We start from the raw sequence: 20,785 nt of genomic DNA, 5'->3' as shown, positions 1-20,785 counted from the left end.
TCGGCGGCGGTCCGGTTAGGCTGCCCGGCATGCCGAACCTGCTGGTGGTGGAAGACGACGCGGCGATCGGCAGCGTGCTCGAATCCACCCTGCGCCTGCACGGCTACCAGGTGTCCTGGCGGCGTGACGGCCGGACCGCGCTGGAGGCCGCCGGGCACGGCGAGTTCGACCTCGTTCTGCTCGACCTGGGCCTGCCCGACCTGGACGGCGTCGAGGTCTGCCGCCTGCTGCGCGTCGCACTGCCCGCCACGGTGCTGGTCATCCTGACCGCCCGGCAGGAGGAGATGGACGTCGTTGTCGGCCTGGACGCCGGGGCCGACGACTACCTCACCAAGCCGATCCGGCTGGGCGAGCTGCTGGCCAGGGTGCGCGCGCACCTGCGCCGCGGCGCGCCGGTCACGGCCCGGCCGCCGGTGACCGTCGGCGGGCTGACCGTCGACGTCGCGAGCCGCCGCGCCAGCGTCAACGGCCAGGAGGTCGTCCTGCGCGCGAAGGAGTTCGACCTGCTGGCCCGGCTGGCCGAGCAGCCCGGCGTCGCGGTCAGCCGCGAGACGCTGATGGCCGAGGTCTGGGACGCGCACTGGTACGGCTCGACGAAGACGCTGGACGTGCACATCGCGGCGGTGCGCCGCAAGCTCAGCACGGCGGCCGGAGCCGGAGCCGAGGCCCCGCGGATCGCCACCCTGCGCGGGCACGGCTACCGCCTGGAGGACCCCGCCCGGACCGTGGCCGAAAGGTAGCCGTGCGCCGCCGGATCATCTCCCTGACGGTGCTCGCCGCGCTGGTGGCGACCGTCCTGTTCGCGCTCCCGCTGGGCGTGGCCGTGATGCGGTACTACCGCGACGACACGACGTCGGACCTGGAGCGCGCCGCCGACGCCGCCGCGCTGGCCGTCACCCACCAGCTGACCGCCGGGCTGCCCCCGGTCGTCCCGCCGCTCGACGGCGACGAGGCCGAGGGGACGGTCGGGGTCTACGCCCCGGACGGGCGCCTGCTCGCCGGGCAGGGGCCGGCCGTCGGCGGCGCGATCGAGCGGGAGGCGGCCCGGGCCACTCAGGACGTCGTGACCGGCCGGCAGGGCGACGAGCTGGTCCTGGCCGTCCCGGTGGTCAACGGGGCGCGCGCGATCGGCGTGGTGCGCGCCGCGCTGCCGGTGTCCGACCTCTACCTGCGGATCGGGCTGACCTGGCTCACCATGGCCGCGCTGGCGGTGGCCGCGATCGGCGCGAGCTGGCTGATGGCCCGGCGCTCGACGAACCGGCTGGTCCGGCCGCTGGAGGAGCTCGCCGCCGCGGCCGAACGCCTCGGCGACGGCGACTTCACCGCCCGCGGCCCCCGGGCCGGGATCGCCGAGATCGACCAGGTCGGCGAGGCGCTCGACGCCACGGCCACGCGGATCGGCGAGACGCTCGAGCGCGAGCGCGCGTTCTCCGCGGAGGCGTCCCACCAGCTGCGGACGCCCCTGACTGGGCTGCGGCTGCAGCTCGAAGCCGCACTGGAGACCCCGGGCAGCGACCCGCACGCGGCGATCCGCGCCGGGATCGCGTCCGCCGACCGGCTGGAACGCACCATCGAGGACCTCCTGGCCCTGGGCCGCGAACGCCGCGCGCCGCGGGCCGAGCTGGCGCTCGACGTCCTGCTCGAAGAGGTCCGGCAGGCCGGGGAGGCTCTGCTCGCCCCGCACGGACGGAAGATGCGGATCACCCGAGAGGACCCGCCCCCCGCCCGAGCGGCCGCGGCGGCGGTCCGCCAGGTGCTCGGCGTGCTGCTGGACAACGCCGCAACGCACGGCCGCGGCACGGTCACGGTGCTGGCCCGCGACGCCGGGGACGCACTGGCCATCGACGTCGCCGACGAGGGTCCCGGCCTAGGCGAAACGGACCCGTTCGCCACCGCGACAGGCGGCCACGGCATCGGCCTGCGCCTGGCCCGCAGCCTGGCCGAAGCCGAGGGCGGCCGCCTGCGGCTGAGCCTCCCGTCCCCGCCAACCTTCACCCTCCTCCTCCCCGCCGCCACCCCACCCTGACCCCAGCCCTCCCCACACCCACCAGTCATCCCCGCCCGCCAGGCACCACCCACGCAACCGGACACCACTTCGCGCCCACCGTGCTCGCCAAGCGTGGTGGTGCCCACCGGACACCACCTGCTCGCGAAGCATCACCCGCGCCCGCCAGGCGCCACACGTGCCCCACCTGGCACCGCTCGCGCCCAGCCGGGCACACCGTGGTCGGCGGGGCACCACCCCAGCCCCGCCGGGCAGCACCGTGCCCCACCTGGCACACCCTGTGCCCATCGGGCACCGCGTGATCCACCAAGCATCACCCGCGCGCCGCGGGGCACCACCCGCGCCTCGCGGGCCGCACTCGTGCCCCACCAGGCGCACTCCCGGCCCCACCAGACATCACCCGTGGTCAAGCGAGCATCACCCGTGGTCTGCAGGACCTAACCCGGGCATCACCCGTGTCCCAGCGGGCATCACGCGTGATCCACGAGGCTTCACTCGTGATCCAGGGGGCATCACCCGTGATCCGCGGGGCATCACCCGTGATCCGAGGGACATCGGCGTGTCGTCGCCGCAATCACGTGTGATGCCCTCCCAATCACGCGTGATGCCCCTCCAATCACACGTGATGCCTCTCCACACACGCGTGATGCCTCTCCACATGCCGAGCCCGATGGAATGATTCGCCACGAATTGCGCACCTTGTGCAATGAATCACCTGTGATTCATCTTTACGCGCAATGTTCCCCTGTTATGCGCTCCCGCGACGGCAGTTACGGTCGTCGGCATGACTCTGCGAGCCGCGACGGTGCGGCGGAAACCGGTCGCCGATCTGATCGCCGAAGGTGATCATGGCAGCTTGAAGCGGTCGCTCGGGCTGGGCCAGCTCACCACACTGAGCATCGGCGCGACGCTGGGAAGTGGCATCTTCGTCGTATTGGGCGAAGCGGTGCCGGTGGCCGGGCCCGCCGTCGTGCTGTCGTTCGTGCTCGCCGGGATCACCGCGCTCTTCTCCGCGCTGTCCTACGCCGAGCTCGCCGGGATGATCCCGCTGTCCGGTTCGTCCTATTCCTACGCCTACGCCACGCTCGGCGAGCTTGTCGCCTGGGTCTGTGGCTGGTGCCTGATCCTCGAATACGGCGTCTCGGTGGCATCGGTGGCCGTCGGCTGGGGTCAGTACCTCAACGAACTCCTGCGGCTCGTCTTCGGCTTCGCCATCCCGGACGCATTGAGCCAGCCGCCGGGCTCGGGCGGGATCGTCAACGTGCCGGCCATCGCCGTCGTGCTGCTCGCGATGGTGCTGCTGCTCTCGGGCGCGAAGGAGAGCGCGCGGGCCAACACGATCATGGTCGTGGTCAAGATCGCCACACTGGTGCTGTTCTGCGCCATCGCGTTCACCGCCGTCCAGGCCAAGAACTACTCGCCGTTCCTGCCGCTCGGCCTGGCCGGGATGAGCGCCGGCGGGGCGAAGCTGTTCTTCTCCTACATCGGCTTCGACGCGGCGTCGACCGCCGGCGAGGAGGCGAAGAACCCGCAGCGCGACCTGCCGCGGGCGATCCTGCTCTCGCTCGGCATCGTCACGGTGCTGTACTGCCTGGTCGCCGTGGCCGCCGTCGGCGCGCTGCCGTGGCAGCGGTTCGACGGCCAGGAGGCCGCCCTCTCACGCGTGCTCTCGACGGTGTCGGACAACAAGCTGTGGGCCGCCCTGCTGGCCGTCGGTGCGATCGTGGCGATCTCCAGCGTCGTCCTGACCGTGCTCTACGGACAGACGCGCATCCTGTTCGCCATGTCCCGCGACGGGCTCGTCCCGAAGTCGCTGTCCACTGTGGACGCCAAGACCGGGGCGCCACGGACCAACACCCTGGTCGTCTCCGGGTTCGTCGCGGTGCTCGCGGCGTTCATCCCGCTGGGGAAGCTCGCCGACGCCACCAGCATCGGCACGCTCTTCGCGTTCGGCCTGGTCAACGTGGCCGTCCTGCTGCTGCGACGCCGCCAGCCGGACACCCCGCGCACGTTCCGCGTGCCGTTCGCGCCGGTCACGCCGATCCTGGGCGTGCTGTGCTGCGGCTACATGATGCTCAGCCTCGACGGCGCCACCTGGGTCGTCTTCGGCGCCTGGATGGCCGTGGGCCTGCTGATCTACTTCGGTTACGGCATCCGGAAGTCGCGGCTGTCATGAGGGTCGCCGTCCACCAGGGCCCGTTCGCCGAGCTGCCCGGCGCCGTCGCGGCGTCCGGCGCCGACCTCGTCGTCGCGGCCGAGATGATCACCACCGGCTACCACATCGGCGCGCGCACGCACGAACTCGCCGAACCGGCCGACGGGCCCACCGCGGCCCGGATGTCCGCACTGGCCAGGGAAACCGGCGTCGCGCTGGCCTACGGCTACCCCGAGTCCGACGGCGAGCGCGTCTACAACAGCGTCCAGCTGATCGACGGCACCGGACGGCGCCTGGCGAACTACCGCAAGACGCACCTCTTCGGCGCGATCGACAAGGACTGGTTCACCCCGGGCACCGAAGCCGTCGTGCAGGCCGACCTCGGTGGCGTCCGGGTCGGGCTGCTGATCTGCTACGACGTCGAGTTCCCCGAAATGGTCCGGGCGCACGCGCTCGACGGCACCGAGCTGCTGGTGGTGCCGACGGCGCTGATGAGCCCGTACGAGCTGGTCGCCGACACCTTGGTGCCCGCCCGCGCCTACGAAAGCCAGCTGTTCGTCGCCTACGCGAACCGCTGTGACACCGAGCGGGAGCTGACCTACTGCGGCCGGTCCTGCGTCGTCGCACCCACCGGCGAAGTGCTCGCCCGCGCCGGCGCCGAACCTGCGCTCGTCCACGCCGAAATCACCCGGGACGCGCTCGTCGCGTCCCGGCTCGAAAACACCCACCTGGCCGACCGACGGCCCGACCTGTACCGGGGAACCACCGCATGACCTCCGCCGTCCCGACCGCGATCCACCACGACGAACCGGCCGGCCGGCCGATCACGATGTTCGGCCCCGACTTCCCGTTCGCCTACGACGACCACCTCGCCCACCCGGCCGGGCTGGGCTCGGTGCCACCCGAGCGGCACGGCACCGAAGTGGCCGTGATCGGCGGTGGCCTGTCCGGCATCGTCACGGCGTACGAGCTGATGAAGCTCGGCCTGCGCCCGGTCGTCTACGAAATCGACGAAATCGGCGGCCGGCTGCGCACCGTGCGGTTCCCGGGCTGCCCCGACGACGTCGTCGCGGAGATGGGCGCGATGCGCTTCCCGCCCGCCTCGACCGCGCTCTTCCACTACATCGACAAGGTCGGGCTGGCGACGACGCCGTTCCCGAACCCGCTCGCGCCGGGGACGCCGAGCACCGTCGTCGACCTCAAGGGGCAGAGCCACTACGCGCGGACGCCGGCCGACCTGCCCGCGGTGTTCGGCGAGGTCGCCGCGGCCTGGGACCGGACGCTGGCCGAGCACGCGTCGTTCGCCGAGATGCAGACGGCGATCCGAGACCGCGACGCGAAGACGATCAAGCGGCTGTGGAACGAGCTCGTCCCGAAGCTCGACAACCAGACGTTCTACGGTTTCCTCTGCGACTCCCCGGCGTTCGCCTCGTTCCGCAACCGCGAGATCTTCGGCCAGGTCGGCTTCGGCACCGGCGGCTGGGACACCGACTTCCCGAACTCCATCCTGGAGATCCTGCGGGTGGTCTACACCGGCGCCGACGACGAGCACCGCAGCATCGTCGGCGGCAGCCGGCAGCTGCCGCAACGGCTGTGGGAGCACACGCCGGAAGAGATCGCTTTCTGGCCCGCGGGAACCAGCCTGAGCACGCTGCACGGCGGCCGGCCGAACCCCGGCGTCACGCGGCTGCACCGCACTGCGCCCAACAACATCACCGTGACCGACGCGCGCGGCCACATCCGGACGTTCCCCGCCGCGGTGTTCACCGCGCAGAGCTGGATGCTGCTGTCGAAGATCGAATGCGACGAAGCGCTGTTCCCGATCGACCACTGGACGGCGATCGAGCGCACGCACTACATGGAGTCGTCGAAGGTGTTCGTGCCGGTGGACCGGCCGTTCTGGCTGGACCCGGACCCGGTGACCGGGCGCGACACGATGAGCATGACGCTCACCGACCGGATGCCGCGCGGCACCTACCTGCTCGGCGACGACCCGGCGTCACCCGCGGTCATCTGCCTGTCCTACACCTGGGCGGACGACTCGCTGAAGTGGCTGCCGCTGACCGTCGGCGAGCGCGTCGAGGTGATGCTGCAGTCGCTGCGCGAGATCTACCCCGGCGTTGACGTCCGGCGGCACATCATCGGCGACCCGGTGACCGTGTCGTGGGAGGCCGAGCCGCACTTCATGGGCGCGTTCAAGGCCAACCTGCCCGGCCACTACCGCTACCAGCACCGGCTCTTCACGCACTTCATGCAGGACGCGCTTCCGGAGCGCTACCGCGGCCTCTTCCTCGCGGGTGACGACGTCTCGTGGACGGCGGGCTGGGCCGAAGGCGCGGTGCAGACGGCGCTGAACGCGGTGTGGGGCGTGCTGCACCACTTCGGCGGCGAAACGGACCCGGCGAACCCCGGCCCGGGCGACGGCTTCGCCGACATCGCGCCCCTCACGCTGCCGGACTGACGTGCCCCGATCGTGGTCCCCCATCTGCCATCGCCGGAGATTGAACTGCCTGGCTCAACGGGTCATGCGACGATAGGACGCATGAACACCGAGCCGGCGCCGCGATGGCGAAGACTGGAACCGGACGAACGGAAGGAACAGATCTTCACCTGCGCGGCACGGCTGTTCGGTGACCGCCCCTACTCGGAAGTGTCCACTTCGGACATCGCGGCCGCGGCCGGTGTGGCGCGCGGGCTGATCAACCACTACTTCGGCACCAAACGCGAGCTGTACCTGGAAATCATCCGCCGCGCGCTGACCGTGCCGCGGCTGGCCGTCGAAATCCTGCCCGAAGGGCCGCTCGAACTGCGGGCCGACGTCGCGATCGACTGGTTCCTCGACATGGTCACCAGCCAGGAGCGGATGTGGCTGGCCGCGATCGCGCCCGAAGGCATCGGCCGCGACCTCGAGGTGGAGCGGATCCTCGAAGAGGCCGACCGGGAGTCCGCCGACCGGGTGCTCGAAGCCGTCGGGCTGTCCAGCGAGAGCGAGCACGGTCCCGAGCTGAACGCGCTGGTGCGCGCGTTCGGCGGGATGGTGAAGTCGGCCGGGCGGGAATGGCTCGTGCGCGGCTCGCTGACCCGGGACCAGGTGCACCTGCTGCTGTCGAAGTCGCTGGTGACGCTGGTGGGCGAGATCTTCCCGGCGATCCAGCAGCAGCCGCCGGCTCCGCGCCGGGGCGAGCCCGGCTGACCGCTTCACGGGCAGACCGAAGCCCCCGGCGCCACGAGGGGGAGGAGGGCGCCGGGAGCTTCGGGTCGATGGACGAACCACCGACGCAAGCTCACGGTACGCCGGGGCTCTGTCAAGTCGCTGTCAACCCGTCCGTGCCCTGGTCACGCAGCTCTTCCAGCCGGTGCGCGAGCCCGTCGAGGCACCGGTGCACGGCGTAGTCGTAGAGCTGCTCGTAGTACCCCGCCGCGAGGTCCGGGTCACCCATCAGGTCGTGCATCGCCGCGCCCAGTTCGGCCATCCCCGGCAGGTCGGCCCGCTCGCGGTAGGTCGCGTACGTCTCGGTGTTGTCGATCCGCAGCGCGAGCGCCGACTCGCGGTCGTCCTCCATCGCGACGAACTGGCAGGCCGTCATCACCAGCAGGTTGTAGGCGAGCACGCTCTCGCGGCCGAAGCCGGCGCCCAGCAGGACCCCGACCCCGGCGTCGATGCTGCGGGTGGCCGCGTCGACCGACGGGCCGAACAGCGCGAGCCGCCGCGCGCAGCCCGGGTAGGTCCGCAGCACCCGGCGCAGCTCGGCGAGCAGCTCGGTGAACCACTCCTGCCACGGCAGCTGCGGGTCCGGCAGCCGCAGGAGGCCGACGACCCGGTCGACCACGGCGTTGACCACCGCGTCCCGGTCGCCCACGTGGTGGTAGATCACCGCCGGGTAGGCGTCGACGGCTCTGGCGAGCTGCCGCAGCGTCCAGTTGTCGAGGCCGGCTTCGGCGGTCAGCTGCGTTGCCGCGCTGACGACCTTTTCGGCCGTGATCGCCGGCAGTCCCGCCGCGGCCCGCGACCGGGGACGTTCTCCGGTACCCGATGTGGTCGGCATGGGGCGTTACGGTAACCGCACCGGCCGGGCCGATGCCAGCGACGCAAGTCTGGGGCAAGATCGGGGCATGGCACGCGCACAGGCCAACGGTCTCGAGCTCGAGTACGGCACCTTCGGCGATCCGGCGGCTCCGCCCCTGGTCCTGGTGATGGGCCTCGGTGCCCAGATGATCACCTGGGAGGACGACTTCTGCGCAATGCTCGCGGATCGCGGGTTTTTCGTGGTGCGTTACGACAACCGGGACGTCGGGCTCTCGACGTACCTCGACGACCTGCCCGCGCCGGACCTCGGCGCGCTCTTCGCCGGCGACCTGTCGACGGCGCCGTACCGGCTCTCGGACCTCGCGGACGACGCCGTCGGGCTGTTCGACGCGCTCGGCATCGCCCGCGCGCACGTCGTGGGCGCGTCGATGGGCGGGATGATCGTGCAGCAGCTGGCGATCGACCACCCGGACCGGCTGCTGAGCGTCACGTCGATCATGTCGACCACCGGCGACCCGGCGGTCGGGCAGGCCGAGCCGTGGGCGCTGGCGGTGCTGACCCGGCCGCCGGCCACCACCCGCGAGCAGGCGCTGGCCGACAGCGTCGAGGGTTACCGGCGCCTCGGCTCCCCCGGTTACCCGGACGACGAGGCGTTCCTGCTGGCCAAGGCGACGATGCACTTCGACCGTGCCCGCCACCCCGTGGGCACCCTGCGCCACGCGGCGGCGGTGATGGCTTCGGGCGACCGGACGTCCGGACTGCACGACGTCCGCCTGCCGGCCCTGGTCGTCCACGGCGACGCCGACCCGCTGATCAACGTCAGCGGCGGCAAGGCGACCGCGGCGGCGATCCCGGGCGCGGAGCTGCTCGTGATCCCCGGGATGGGCCACAACCTGCCGCGCGCGGTCTGGCCGGAGCTGGCCGAGGCGATCGGGCGCGTGACGGGTCAATAAGGCGTCAAAACGGGTGGCCGGGGCGTAGGGAAAGCGTCCTGAGGCTCTCGTTTTAGCGCGCCGGCGGCGTGCACTGACGGCATGACAGGTGGTTTCGGGTTCCCGTTCGGCTGCGTGGCCGCGGTGGCCGCCGTGATCACGGCGCACGTGGCCGGTCCGAGTCCGTGGTACGCGCTGGTCACGCTGGGTCTGGTGGTGCTGGCGACGGCCCGCCGGACGACGTTCCCGGCGGCCCTGGGCGTGCTCGCGGTGGCCTGGGCCTTGGACGCGGGCTTCGTCCTGGGCCACTTCGGTGAGCTGGCCTTCGACGCGGCTTCGGCCTGGTCCGCGCTCATCCTGGCCGGCGCTCTCGCCCTCGGCCTGCTCACGGCCCGGCGCACCCGGACCCCTGTGCGGATCCCGGTGCCCCGCCGTCCGGAGGCCGTCGCCGAGCCCCGGCCCGCCCGCGCCCCCGCGATGTGAAATCCGGGTTCGATGGTGGGTGGATTTGTCAGTCCGCGAAGTCCCAGCGGGTCGCGCCGTGGGGTTCGGCGGAGGCCAGGCCGATGGCGCGGCGCAGGTCGAGGCGGTACAGGTGCCAGGGCGGCGCGCCCGCGCTGGGTGCGCTGTACGGCGCGGTGAGGGTGTCGTCCACCGCGGTCGCGGGCCAGCCGCCCTCGCGGTAGACGGCCGCCACGCGCGCGACGGTGGCGGGGTCGGTCACCCGGACGACGTCGCCTTCCATTGTGAGGTCCAAGCCGCGCAGGCGCACCGAAACGACGCACGCCGGGTTCTTGGCCAGGTTCTTCGCCCGGCGAGTGCCAGGCCCGGCCTTGAAGTACAGCGCGTCGTCGACCCACACGCCGCCGACACCGGCGGAGTGCGGCCGCCCATCGGGACGGACGGTCGCCACGAAGAAGGTCAGATCGGCGGTCGGGGTATCGGCGGCGAGGAGGTCGCGGGCGCGGCTCCACTCGAGCGGAGCGAACCCGTGCTGGGCGAGGTTCTTGGTCTTCGTCGGCTCAGTCATGCCTACGCGTCGAACGACATCACGCCGAATCGACACGAACGGCGAATTAATTTCGGCGAGGGTCGGGGGGACGCCAGCTCATCGGCGCCCACCTCGGCGAACATCAGGCCAGACGACACGAACCGCCGAAGAGGTTCGAGCGGGGTCCGGGCGCCCACCAGCTCGCCGAGGCCCACCCCAGCGACATCACGCCAGACCGACGCCAGCCACCGAAGGGTCCCGATGAGCGCCCGGGCGCCCGCCAGCCCGTCAACGCCAGCACGCCAGACCGACACGAGTCACTGAAAGGTTCCGGCGAGCGCCCGGGCGCCCCCCAACTCATCGACGCCCCCGGCGACATCACGCCAAAACGACACAAACCGCCGAAAAGGGTTCCGATGGGCGTCCGGGCGCCGCCAGCTGCCAAGGCCCACCCCAGCGGGGTCACCCAGGCCGACACCAGCCACCGGAAGGGTTCCGGCGAGCGTCCGGGCGCCCGCCAGCTCGCCGACGCCCCCGGCGAACATCACGCCAGACCGGCGCTAGCCGTCGAAAGGTTCCGATGAGCGCCCGGGCCCCGCCAGCCCGCCGACATCGCGCCGGACCGGCGCCAGCCAGCGAAAGGTCCGCGAGTGCCCGGGCGCCGGCTCGGCGACGCGCGCCCCGCGATGTCACGCTGGATCGGCGCCGGCCGCCGAGGAGATTGTCGTCAGGGTTCGGGCGCCGCCCGGGTCGTTGTCCGAGGTTGCTGGGACTATCGCCAGTTCGTCGATGCCTGCTGCGGCGAAGTCCGCGATCTTCCGGGCGATCGCGTCCCGCGAGCCGAGGAGGCCGACTGCCGCGATCGCCTCCACCGGGACCGCTGCCAGTAGCTCGCGTGGGTGGGGGCGGGTGCGGGCGAAGTCGACCAGGTCGCCGAAGCCCTCCGCGCGGAACATGTCCGCGTAGCCGGGCGCGGCCAGGTAGCCCACGACACCCCTCCGGAGCTGTTCGATCGCGGCCTCCGACGGGTCCACCGCGCCGACCACCCACGCGGCCACCGGTGGCGGGGCGGTGCCGGCCCGGGAAGCGGCCGCGTGCAGGCCTTCGACCAGCGAGGCCGCGGCCGCCGGGCTGACCAGGTTGACCACCATCCGGTCGGCGTGGCGGGCCGCGACGTCCAGCGCGCGCGGGCCGAACGCCGCGATCGTCAGCGGCGACTTCGGCGCCGGCAGCCGCAACCGGTACCCCTGGGAGCCGACGACCGAGCCGTCCACAGTGGACTTGGCGCCGCCGAGCAGCTGGCGGACCGCCACCGCCGACTCCTCCAGCGCCGTCGCCGCGCGGTCGCGGGACCGGCCGTGCCAGCCGCGCACCACGACGTCACTGGACGTCCCGAGCGCGACGCCCGTCTCGCGGCCGGTCAGCGCCGCCACCGACGCGACGCCCATCGCGATCGTCGCCGGGTCGCGCACCGTCACCGCGAGCGGCCCGAAGGTGAGAGACAAAGACGTCGACGCGCCGATCGCCGTACCCAGGGCGAACGCGTCCCACGTCGCCATCTCGCCGATCCACAGCTCCGGGTACCCCGCCGCGTCCGCCGCGCGCGCCGTCTCCAGCGCCTCCTCCGGCGGGCGGTCCTGCCACAGGCCGAGGGACACCGAAAGCCTCACGCCGCACGCTCCACGAGTACCGCCGTTCCCGATCCCGCGGCCCCGCTGACCGCCGTGACACCGTAACGGCCGCCACGGCGGGTCAGCTCGTCGACGCAGCCGGCCAGCAGGATCGCCCCGGTGGCGCCGAACGCGTGCCCCATCGCGATCGTGCCGCCGTTGACGTTGAAGACGTCGTCGCCGAACCCGAGGTCGCGGCGGATCTTCAGGCACAGCGCGGCGAACGCCTCGGCGAACTCCACGACGTCCACATCGGACGGTCTCAGCGAAAACCTTTCCAGCACCCGCGCAACCGCCGACTGTCCGGAAAGGAGCATCCGGATCGGGTCGCTGCCCGCGGTCACCGAGCCGAGAACCCGGGCTCGCGCCGCCAGCCCCAGGCGCGAAGCGGCCGCAGGCGAAGCCAGCAGCACCAGCCCGGCGCCGTCGGCCAGCGAGGGCGACGTCCCGCGCGTGTGCAGCCCGCCGAACGACGACGGCAGCTCGGCCAGGGCCTCGGCGGACGTCGACGGCCGGACGTGCTCGTCGTGCGTCAACCCGGCCACCGGGACCAGCGACGCGTCGTAGCGGCCGTCCTTCCAGGCCGCGGCGGCAAGCTGCTGCGTCCGCAGGCCGTACGCATCGAGTTCCGCCCGCGTGAAGCCTTCGTCGGCGGCGACCAGGTCGGCCGCGACGCCCATGTTGCCCGCGCCGAACCGCTCTTCCGTCCACAGTGGACCACCGTCGGTGAACATCGGGACGCGCGAGACGGACTCGACCCCGCCCGCCACCACGACTTCCGCCTCGCCCGCGCGGATCAGCGCCGCGCCCAGGGCGACCGCGTCCAACCCGGACGAACAGAACCGGTTGACCGTCATGCCGGCCACCGACACCGGCCAGTCCGCGGCCAGCACGGCCGTCCGCGCCAGGTTCGCCCCCTGCTCGCCGGTCTGCGACGCGCAGCCCAGGATCACCTGGTCGACCGCCGCGGGATCAAGACCGCGCGCGACCAGGGCGTGCAGCAAAGAACAGACCAGGTCCAACGGCGGCACCGAGGCCAGCCCGCCGCGCGGGGACGCCTTGCCGCGCGGTGTCCGCACGGTCAGCAGCACCGAAGCCGTCATCGGGTCACGATGGTCGTGACGACCGTGGTGAACGACCCGCCGACGTTGAGCGTCAACGCCGTCCGCGCGCCCTCGACCTGGGTCTCCCCGGCCGTCCCGGTGACCTGGCGCGCCGCGTCGTGCAGCATGCGGACGCCGGTGGCGCCGACCGGGTGGCCGAGCCCGAGCAGGCCGCCGCTCGGGTTGATCCCGGCCGTGTCGAGGCCGCCGTCGGCGATGAACCGGCCGCCGTCACCGGGCGGCGCGATGCCGAGGTGCTCCAGCGCGACGAGCCCGGTGATCGTGAAGCAGTCGTGCAGCTCGACGACGTCGAGCGCGTCCGGCCCGGCCACGTCCGCGCGGCGGTAGGCATCGACGACGGCGCCGCGCAGCTGCGGGAACAGGTATTCGCCGCCGGTGGAGAGCTTTTCGGTGAGCCCGATGTGCGCGGTGCGGTGTCCGAACCCGGCGACGCGCGGGAAGTCACCGCCGAGGCGTTCGGCGAACGCCGGGGAGGCCAGCAGGACGGCCGCGGCGCCGTCGGTGATCCGGCCGCAGTCCTGCTTGCGCAGGCTGCCCTCGATCACCGGGTTCAGCTCGTCGTCGGGCCCGAACGCGCCGTCCGGGAACTTCCAGTCCCGCGCCTGGGCCAGCGGATTCCTTGCTGCACAAGCGAAAGCGTGCTCGGCGAACAGGCCGAGGTGCGCCGGGTCGAGGCCGTACCGCGCGTCGTACGCGGTGGCGACGTCGGCGAACAGCGCGGGCCACGGGAACTTCGCGTCGACGGCTTCGTGCCCGGCCCACGCGGCGGACCCGAGGTGTTCGGCGGCGCGCTGCCCGTCGGTGTTGCGCATCAGCTCGACGCCGACGACCAGCGCGAGGTCGTACCGGCCGGACTCCAGGTCGGCGCAGGCGGCGAGCACCGCGGTGCTGCCGGACGCGCAGGCGGCTTCGTGCCGGGTGCTGGGCACGCCGTCCAGCTCCGGGACGGCCGCCACCAGCAGCCCGCCCAGCTGGGCCTGCCCGGTGAACAGCTCCGCGGCGAGGTTGCCGACGTGCGCGACGCCGACGTCCGCCGCCGACACGCCGGCGTCCGCGAGGGCGGCCGGCACGACCTCGGCGAACATCTCGAGGATCCCGCGCCCCTCCTTCGCGAAGTTGCGCGCGAAGTCGGTTTGCGCCCCACCCAGCACGAACACCGTCATGGCCTCACTCCAGACTCTCCCGCAGCTGCCGTTTCAGGATCTTCCCCACCGGGTTGCGGGGCAAGGCGTCCGCGTACTCCAGGCGTTCCGGCAGCTTGAACGCGGCGACCTTCCGCTCGCGCAGGTAGGCCACCAGGTCCTCGAGCGACGGCTTGCGCTCGCCCGGCACGACGACCGCGCACACGCGTTCGCCCATCACGTCGTCGGGCACGCCGACGACACCGACGTCGGCGACGTCCGGGTGCCCGGCCAGCAGGCCCTCGACCTCCGCGGGCGAGATGTTCATCCCGCCCCGGATGACCAGGTCCTTCGCGCGGTCGACGTACTGCAGGAACTCCCCGCGCTCGCCGGCGATCTCGAAGACGTCGCCGGTGCGGAAGTGCCCGTCGTCGTCGAAGGCCGACGTGTCGAGCGGTTCGCCCATCTGCTCGAGGTACCCGGCGAAGACGGTCGGCCCGGCGATGTGCAGCACGCCGGGGTGCCCGGGTTCGGTCACGTGCTCGCCGGTCACCGGGTCGTGCAGCCGCACCGACGTCCAGCCGGCGACGGGCGTCGACCACGTGACGCCCGAGGCGTAGTTCGGGAAGAAGCTCGCGCGCTGCCCGGGGTCCGGCAGGTCGATCGGGCCGGACAGCAGCGCGGTGCCTTCGTTGGAACCGAAGAAGTTGATGATGTCGATCCCGTACCGCTCGGCCCAGGTGCGCACCAGCCACGGCGAGAGCGGCGCCGAACCGGATCCGATCTTCTTCAGCGCGGAGATGTCCACTCCGGACAGGATCTTCTCGTTGTGCAGCAACATGGTCAGCAACGCGGGTGGCGCGAGCGTGTAGGTCACGCGCTCGGCCGCGAGCTGGCCGAGGAACACAGGCAGGTCGAACGGGTGGTGCGGCACGAACACCGCGCCGGTCTGCAGCCACGGCAGGAACATCCCGCCGATGCCGGCCATGTTCGTCATCGGGAACGGCGACAGCAGGACGTCGCCGCTCGTGATGCCGGCGGCCTGCGTGCAGCCGCCCGCGGTGGCGAGCCAGTCGCCGTGACAGCGCGGCACCGCCTTGGGTTCGGCTTCGGTGCCGGACGTCCAGCAGATCGTCACGCAGTCGTTGACGTCGGTGTCCAAAGCGGACAGGTAGTCGTCCAAAGCGGACTTGTCCGCCGTGGACAGTGGTTCTTCGGGCCAGGCCAGGGCGCCGGCCGGTTCGTCGTCCCCCCGGGCGACGACGAACCGGACCGACGGCGCCGAAGCGCCTAACCCAAGGGCCGCCCCGGCGAGCTCGTGCTCGCCGTATCTGGATGCGGTCACCACCCCGACAGCCCCGGTGCGCCGGCACATCGGGCCCATCTCGTGCTCCCGGTAGGACACCGGGAACGGGGTGACGATCGCGCCGAGCCGCACGATCGCGAGGAACGCCTGGACCAAGGCCGAGCAGTTCGGCAACTGCACGGCCACCACGTCACCTGCTCGCACCCCTCTGGCGAGCAGGAAAGCGGCCAGGACGTCGACGCGTTCGTCGAGCCGGCTCCAGGTCCACCGCACCGGGTCGCGTCCGACCAGTGCGGTGGTGTTCGGTGGATCGACCAGCGCGAGACCCTCCGGGTCGGCACTGACCCGCTCCTTCACGAGCTGGTCGATCGTCTCCGCACTCCACCATCCCCGTGCCCGGAGATCCCGGGCACGACCCTCTCGATGGCATCTCATGAACGGAGGTTTTCCAGCTGGTCCGCCCGGACCCAGGTCGCGTGAAAACCGAGCGGGACACGCTGGGGAAGCAGGACCCTGGCCACGGGTCCGGCAGCGAGATCGGCGGCGTCGAAGATGTCCAGTTCCGAGCGCCCCTCGCGCTCGTCCTGCACGAACGTCACCAGATAACCGTCCGCCGAGTCGACGGATGCGCCATCGCGGGGTGCGAAGGGCGCCTCACTGCCCCACCGGCCGGGACCGAACCGGTATTCGGTCTTGGAGCCGGCAAGATTGTCGTAGCGCACGAGCCCGTCGAACTTCAGCGTCGACTCGGGCGAGATGTGCACCGTGTAGGAGTACCGGTTCCGCGCGCCGACCCCACGGGAGTCGACGGTCGGGAACTCGGTGTTGGCGTCGTCGAGCGGCGCCTCGTGGCACGCGCCGGTCCGCAGGTCGAAGCGGTAGCGGTGCAACTGCGCGTCCAGCCGCAGGTAGGAGAGCATCTTCGCGAGCGGCGTGTGGGCGTCGGCGCGCGGTTGCGGCTTCTGCACGCGGCAGACGTCGAGGACGACTTCGTCGCCCTCTTCCCAGGCGTTCACGACGTGGTAGATGTAGCACGGACTGGCCTCGAACCAGCGGATCTGGCTACCGTCCCCGTAGCGTGGCATCACGCCGAACCGGCTCGGCATCGAGCGGTCGAAGTGCAGCTTGTGCCGGCCCTGTTTCGCGGCCTGCAGGTCCTGGACCAGCGGCAGGTCCATCAGCACCGCGTAGTGCTCGGTGATGGCCATGTCGTGCGGCAGGCGCGGGCCGGGCAGCTCGATCTCGGTGGTCTTCACGACCTGGCCGTCGGCGCTGATCACGCCGTAGCGCAGGTACGGCGGGCGCGGGCCGTAGTCGAACCAGAACAGCTCGCCGGTGGCCTCGTCCACCTTGGGGTGGGCCATCATGTCGCCGACCAGCGTGCCGAGGAAGTCCTCGGCGCCCAGCGTCTCCAGGGAGAGCGGGTCGATGCCGTACGGCGAGCCGCACAGGTACCAGGTGGCGAGGATGCGGCCGCGGTGGAAGACGACGTCGGTGTTGGCGTTGTCCTTCAGCCCCAGGCCGTGGCCGTTGCCGAACGGGTTGCCCTTCGGGTTCTCCATGACGCCGGTCCAGAGGCCCTTGCCGGCCTCGGACTCGGCCTCGAAGGCCTTGGTGCGGACCCAGCGGTTGCGGTAGCGGGCCTTGCCGTTCTCCAGGTGGACGGCGTGGATCATGCCGTCGCCGTCGAACCAGTGGTACCGGCCTTCCGGGGCGAACCGCGGGTTGGGGCCGTTGCGCAGGTAGACGCCGTTGAGGTCCTTCGGGATCTCGCCGATGACCTGCAGGTCTTCCGCGTCGATCTCGGTGCCGACCGGGGCGTAGACCCCCAGGAGGTACGGGTTGGCCTCGTCCGCGTCCGCCGTCCGGGCCACCATCAGCGGCTGTTCGGAGGTGCTGGTCATCGGGCTTCTCCCTGGATCTCGGGCTCACCGCGCTGGCTGATGGAGACGAGACTATGATTTGTGTAGCCAGGTGTCAATAGGCTTCTTTTGCTGTAGCCAGGTGTACGCTTGGCCGCGAAGTAACAAGGGGGAACACACGTGACAGAAGCGACTGCACAACGGGTGCGGCCCGCGGGGGATCCCCTCCGCCGGGCACTCGAGCTCGTGGGCGACCAGTGGACGCTGCTGATCCTGCAGAGCCTCTTCCTGCGTTTCCGGCGCTACGAGGAACTGCGCCTGCGCCTGGGCATCTCGCCGACCGCGCTGTCCGGGCGCCTGCGGGACATGGTGGAGGCGGGCATGCTCACGCGCGTGCCGTACCGGGACGCCCGCCGCACGCGGCACGAGTACCGGCTCACCGAGCGCGGCCTCGAACTGTGGCCGCTGCTGATTTCGATCTGGGCCTGGGAACGCGAGTGGGTCGAAGGCCGCCGCGAGGTGCTGCCGACGCTGATCCACCTCGACTGCGAGCTGGCTACATCAGCGCCCCTCGGCTGCGGGGCCTGCGGCCGCCGGGTCGACGCGCGTGACGTGCGGGCTTCGCGGCTGGACAGCACCGGCGTCGCGGCGGCGACGGCGTCCAAGCGCTTCCGCCGCAAGGACGCCGAAACGCTGGCCGGCGACCCGATGATGTTCTTCCCGGACACGATGGAGCTGCTCGGCGACCGCTGGTCGACCGGGCTCCTGGTGTCCGCGCTGCTCGGCTGCCACCACTTCTCGGAGTTCGAGCGCGAGCTGGGCATCGGGCCGAGCGTGCTCTCGGCCCGGCTGAGCAAGCTCGTCGAGGTCGGCGTGCTGCGCACCGGCACGGCGCAGACCCGCACGGACGCGCGTGACTACCGGATGACGGCGAAGGGCCTGGCGTTCTTCCCGGCGCTGGCGTTCATCGCCGAGTGGTCGCGCGGCTTCGAGGTCGCCGGCCAGGAGCCGGACATCACGCTGAGCCACGTCGAATGCGGCAACCGGCTGCAGCCGATCCTCCTGTGCGACCACTGCGGCCGCCCGCTGACCCGCAGGTCCGTGCAGTTCGGCGGAGTACCGACCCCCAAACGCTGACGACGTGACGTAATCGACTCGCCAAGCGGTTTGTCTGATGCCAGGCTGGAGCGGTCACACGTCGTCAGTTCCGGAGGTAAGCATGAGTGAACCGAATTCCTCGCCCAGCGGCGAGGAGGAGGACGACGTCAAGCGCAAGTTCCGCGAGGCGCTGGAGCGCAAGCAGGCGCACGCCCGATCGGGAGCGTCACACGAGAGCGGCGGCGGCAAGAACCAGCACGCCCACGGTCCGGCCGCGAACAAGCGGACCTTCCGCCGCAAGAGCGGCTGAGTATTCCCCCACTGCGAAGGCCCCCACCGCATGCGATGGGGGCCTTCGGCGTGTTCCGCCGGTAGCGAACTCGCAGCGACTCCGGTCGTGGATCAGCGCGTCAGCAGTCGATCTACCCTCGCGCCAAGTGCACGCAGAGTTCGAGACCATGCGAATTGGTCCTCGTAGGAGTCGTCGTCTCCTCCGAACTCAGCACCACGTAGCCGGTCGTGAATCTCCTCGTGCTCGCTCGCCGACAACGAGGATCCGAACGTTTTGCTTTCCCGCTGCGCAAGCTCGATGTTGACGTCCATGAGCACATGAGCGGTCCGGTAGATCCGCAGTTGCCGGTCGTCGAGCCTCCGGATGGCGTAGCCGTCGCACTTCGAGCACCAGTCCGGCGTCAACGTGCTGACCAGCTCACGGACGGTCGCCAACTCGAATCTCATATCGACACATCCCCACCCCGCATGAGCGTGGGAACAGGATGGCGAATGCCCCTTGATACCTTCGCCGCCGAGACTCGTGGAGTAGATCTGCGCCCCTCCCAGCGCGGACAGCGGAAGCTCCAGGCCACCTCGTTTCCACGGATCTTCTGATGGGGGACGGAAGGGAGTCAGGTCCAGCCGACGGTTGGCCAGCAGGCCCTGCCAGACCTCCCGCTCTCCCGCGACTCGGGCGTCACTTTCGCCGAGGACTCGCAGGTCGGAAGCACTTCTGGCCAGAGCGAGCAAGCGCAGGGCACGCACTGTGTTCCCTCGCCGACCGGACCGTCGCGCCACCATGACCTCACCAGCGAGCAGGCCGAGTGGATCTGGCTCCTCTTCGCTCTTCGCAACGGCGAGGACGTCGTCGGACCACGGGTCGACGAGTGAGTCGGGTAGATCACCGGGGCCCGCGACAATGATGCCCGACCAGCCGGTTAGGGTGCGCGACCGGATCGTGTCCACTGGCAGCACCTCGACGCCGCGATCGATGCTCCAGACGTGGAACAGCCACGCGCCGGCACCGGAGAGCGCGTCGAGCTGCTGGACGGTCGCCGGGATTCGAGCGGACACCGGCGCATCATCCAGCACGCCGGGCACCAAGCCGCCCGCCACCGCTGCCGGGGTTTCTTCCGGATCCCCCGGGATGCATTCGATCTCGGTGAAAGCACCTCCGCCGGCACGCACCTGATCGGCGACGAGCTGCGGGACTTCAAGGAGAATCTCGGCCTGCGCCCAGTCGAAATCTTTCGCCCAGTGAACGAGAACACCGGTCTCCCAAGGCGTCAACCCGGGTGCCCTGCCGTCGTAGGGCCTGGCCCACGGCCCTTCGACGGACACGGTCAGAGTGGCCGCAGGCTGACCTGCGCCAGCGGCAGCAACGGCGGTTGCGCGCGACTCCCAATCGGAGACGATTTCGTCAATGGCGGCAAGGGCGGCCTCACGACCGTTCCGTTTCCGGCCCAGCGCCCCATGGAGAACCGAACGTGCGCGCATACCGCGGTTTGCGTCTGCCCACGTATGCACCCGTTCGGATTGCCACGCAGACCAGGCCCGCCGGAGCACCTCCTCGACCTCGCTGGGAGACCCCAAAGGCACCAAATCGGTGCGTTCGCAGGGCAGTTCGGGTTCGGTGAGGGTTTTCGCCGCAGCCGTCCGCACCAGGGACCGTGCGGGGATCAACTCGATCATCCACCGCCGTAACAAGGCGGAGTACTCAGCCCCTGAGGACACGAACTGCTCAGCCCAAAGCCCTAGCCAAGGGTAGTTCTTCACCGTAGTGGCGAGGCGGATCATGTCGTCGGCGGATCGCAGCCAAGCGTGCGCAACGTCATCACGATGCCTGCGAGCTTGCTCGTATTCGTCCCAGCTGTCTTCGTCGTCCTCGTCATCGGGGTATTCACCGATGGTCAGCAACCAAGCAGCCTGCGCCTGCGTGTCCTGAGGAAACTCTTGCTCGATTTCCGAGGCTTCGGGAAACTCGCGAGGCATGGATCGCACCGCTTCGAAGAAGATACCCAGAGCACTGTCCGGCTCGGCCCACCAACCCCATGAAGCGCACTGCTTGCACATCCGCCCGACTGTGTTCGCGTCGAGTGGCATCGACGTGGACGCAACGGTAGGTGCACAGGTTTCATTGGCGTGGATACGCGAATTCTTCGAGCGGCCGCCAACGAAGACCGGAAGGAGTGTGCCTTCGAAGGGGCCAAGCGGCATGTCA

18 protein-coding genes are annotated in these 20,785 nt (G+C 71.0%); 10 read left to right on the top strand and 8 right to left on the bottom strand.

The genetic code is table 11. The features are described from left to right. Positions 1-29 precede the first annotated feature (29 nt). From VA596_RS39085 to VA596_RS39060, 6 genes are all read left to right on the top strand, one after another. Positions 30-740, top strand: coding sequence for a response regulator transcription factor (locus tag VA596_RS39085; RefSeq protein WP_323334212.1), 711 nt, complete (start codon positions 30-32; stop codon positions 738-740). A gap of 2 nt (positions 741-742) precedes the next feature. Continuing rightward, entirely contained in the window at positions 743-2,026 is a 1,284-nt protein-coding gene (locus VA596_RS39080; RefSeq protein WP_323334210.1) for a sensor histidine kinase, read from the top strand. Positions 2,027-2,789: 763 nt separating this feature from the next. Next, positions 2,790-4,181, top strand: coding sequence for an amino acid permease (locus tag VA596_RS39075; RefSeq protein ID WP_323334209.1), 1,392 nt, complete (start codon positions 2,790-2,792; stop codon positions 4,179-4,181). Beyond that, a complete protein-coding gene (locus VA596_RS39070) occupies positions 4,178-4,933 on the top strand; it encodes a carbon-nitrogen hydrolase family protein (protein WP_323334207.1) in 756 nt (251 codons plus the stop codon). The genes VA596_RS39075 and VA596_RS39070 overlap by 4 nt, the downstream gene beginning before the upstream one ends. Continuing rightward, positions 4,930-6,621 carry a flavin monoamine oxidase family protein gene (locus VA596_RS39065; protein WP_323334205.1) on the top strand — a complete coding sequence of 564 codons (1,692 nt, stop codon included), beginning with the start codon at positions 4,930-4,932 and terminating at the stop codon, positions 6,619-6,621. Before VA596_RS39070 ends, VA596_RS39065 begins: the two co-directional genes overlap by 4 nt. Positions 6,622-6,702: 81 nt before the next feature. Next, on the top strand, positions 6,703-7,353 hold the full coding sequence (locus VA596_RS39060; protein ID WP_323334203.1) for a TetR/AcrR family transcriptional regulator: 651 nt from the start codon (positions 6,703-6,705) through the stop codon (positions 7,351-7,353). A gap of 112 nt (positions 7,354-7,465) precedes the next feature. Here VA596_RS39060 and VA596_RS39055 read toward each other — a convergent pair whose 3' ends face one another. Beyond that, positions 7,466-8,206, bottom strand: a complete 741-nt coding sequence (locus VA596_RS39055; RefSeq protein ID WP_323334201.1) for a TetR/AcrR family transcriptional regulator — start codon at positions 8,204-8,206, stop codon at positions 7,466-7,468. A gap of 67 nt (positions 8,207-8,273) precedes the next feature. Between VA596_RS39055 and VA596_RS39050 the strand changes: the two genes are divergently transcribed. Both VA596_RS39050 and VA596_RS39045 read left to right on the top strand, forming a co-directional pair. Beyond that, entirely contained in the window at positions 8,274-9,140 is an 867-nt protein-coding gene (locus VA596_RS39050; protein WP_323334200.1) for an alpha/beta fold hydrolase, read from the top strand. Between the two features lie 81 nt (positions 9,141-9,221). Continuing rightward, positions 9,222-9,602, top strand: coding sequence for a hypothetical protein (locus tag VA596_RS39045; protein ID WP_323334199.1), 381 nt, complete (start codon positions 9,222-9,224; stop codon positions 9,600-9,602). A gap of 28 nt (positions 9,603-9,630) precedes the next feature. Here the strand turns inward: VA596_RS39045 and VA596_RS39040 are convergent, their stop codons facing one another. From VA596_RS39040 to VA596_RS39015, 6 genes are all read right to left on the bottom strand, one after another. Further along, positions 9,631-10,149 (bottom strand): pyridoxamine 5'-phosphate oxidase family protein, encoded by a 519-nt coding sequence (locus VA596_RS39040; protein WP_323334198.1) that lies wholly within the window; start codon positions 10,147-10,149, stop codon positions 9,631-9,633. A gap of 650 nt (positions 10,150-10,799) precedes the next feature. Next, entirely contained in the window at positions 10,800-11,780 is a 981-nt protein-coding gene (locus tag VA596_RS39035; RefSeq protein ID WP_323334197.1) for an LLM class F420-dependent oxidoreductase, read from the bottom strand. Beyond that, positions 11,777-12,883: a thiolase family protein gene (locus VA596_RS39030; RefSeq protein WP_323334195.1), complete on the bottom strand. Its 1,107-nt coding sequence runs from the start codon at positions 12,881-12,883 to the stop codon at positions 11,777-11,779. Before VA596_RS39030 ends, VA596_RS39035 begins: the two co-directional genes overlap by 4 nt. After that, entirely contained in the window at positions 12,880-14,067 is a 1,188-nt protein-coding gene (locus tag VA596_RS39025; RefSeq protein WP_323334194.1) for an acetyl-CoA acetyltransferase, read from the bottom strand. Before VA596_RS39025 ends, VA596_RS39030 begins: the two co-directional genes overlap by 4 nt. A gap of 4 nt (positions 14,068-14,071) precedes the next feature. Continuing rightward, the gene (locus tag VA596_RS39020; RefSeq protein ID WP_323334192.1) at positions 14,072-15,766 is read right to left on the bottom strand and encodes a class I adenylate-forming enzyme family protein; all 1,695 of its coding nucleotides are present in this window, start codon (positions 15,764-15,766) and stop codon (positions 14,072-14,074) included. Next, entirely contained in the window at positions 15,763-17,235 is a 1,473-nt protein-coding gene (locus VA596_RS39015; RefSeq protein WP_323334190.1) for a carotenoid oxygenase family protein, read from the bottom strand. The genes VA596_RS39020 and VA596_RS39015 overlap by 4 nt, the downstream gene beginning before the upstream one ends. 138 nt (positions 17,236-17,373) lie before the next feature. Between VA596_RS39015 and VA596_RS39010 the strand changes: the two genes are divergently transcribed. Together VA596_RS39010 and VA596_RS39005 are read left to right on the top strand one after the other, a co-directional pair. Beyond that, entirely contained in the window at positions 17,374-18,330 is a 957-nt protein-coding gene (locus VA596_RS39010; RefSeq protein WP_323334189.1) for a winged helix-turn-helix transcriptional regulator, read from the top strand. Between the two features lie 82 nt (positions 18,331-18,412). Then, the gene (locus tag VA596_RS39005; RefSeq protein ID WP_323334188.1) at positions 18,413-18,601 is read left to right on the top strand and encodes a DUF5302 domain-containing protein; all 189 of its coding nucleotides are present in this window, start codon (positions 18,413-18,415) and stop codon (positions 18,599-18,601) included. Positions 18,602-18,693: 92 nt separating this feature from the next. On the opposite strand, the gene VA596_RS39000 is transcribed toward VA596_RS39005, so the two are convergent. Further along, positions 18,694-20,637 (bottom strand): hypothetical protein, encoded by a 1,944-nt coding sequence (locus tag VA596_RS39000; protein WP_323334187.1) that lies wholly within the window; start codon positions 20,635-20,637, stop codon positions 18,694-18,696. Positions 20,638-20,785: the final 148 nt, after the last annotated feature.

Source organism: Amycolatopsis heterodermiae, from assembly GCF_034929455.1.
In the GTDB taxonomy this organism is placed as follows: Bacteria; Actinomycetota; Actinomycetes; order Mycobacteriales; family Pseudonocardiaceae; genus Amycolatopsis; species Amycolatopsis heterodermiae.
Note: the sequence above shows the minus strand (reverse complement) of the source record. Positions and strands in the feature narration are given on the sequence as shown.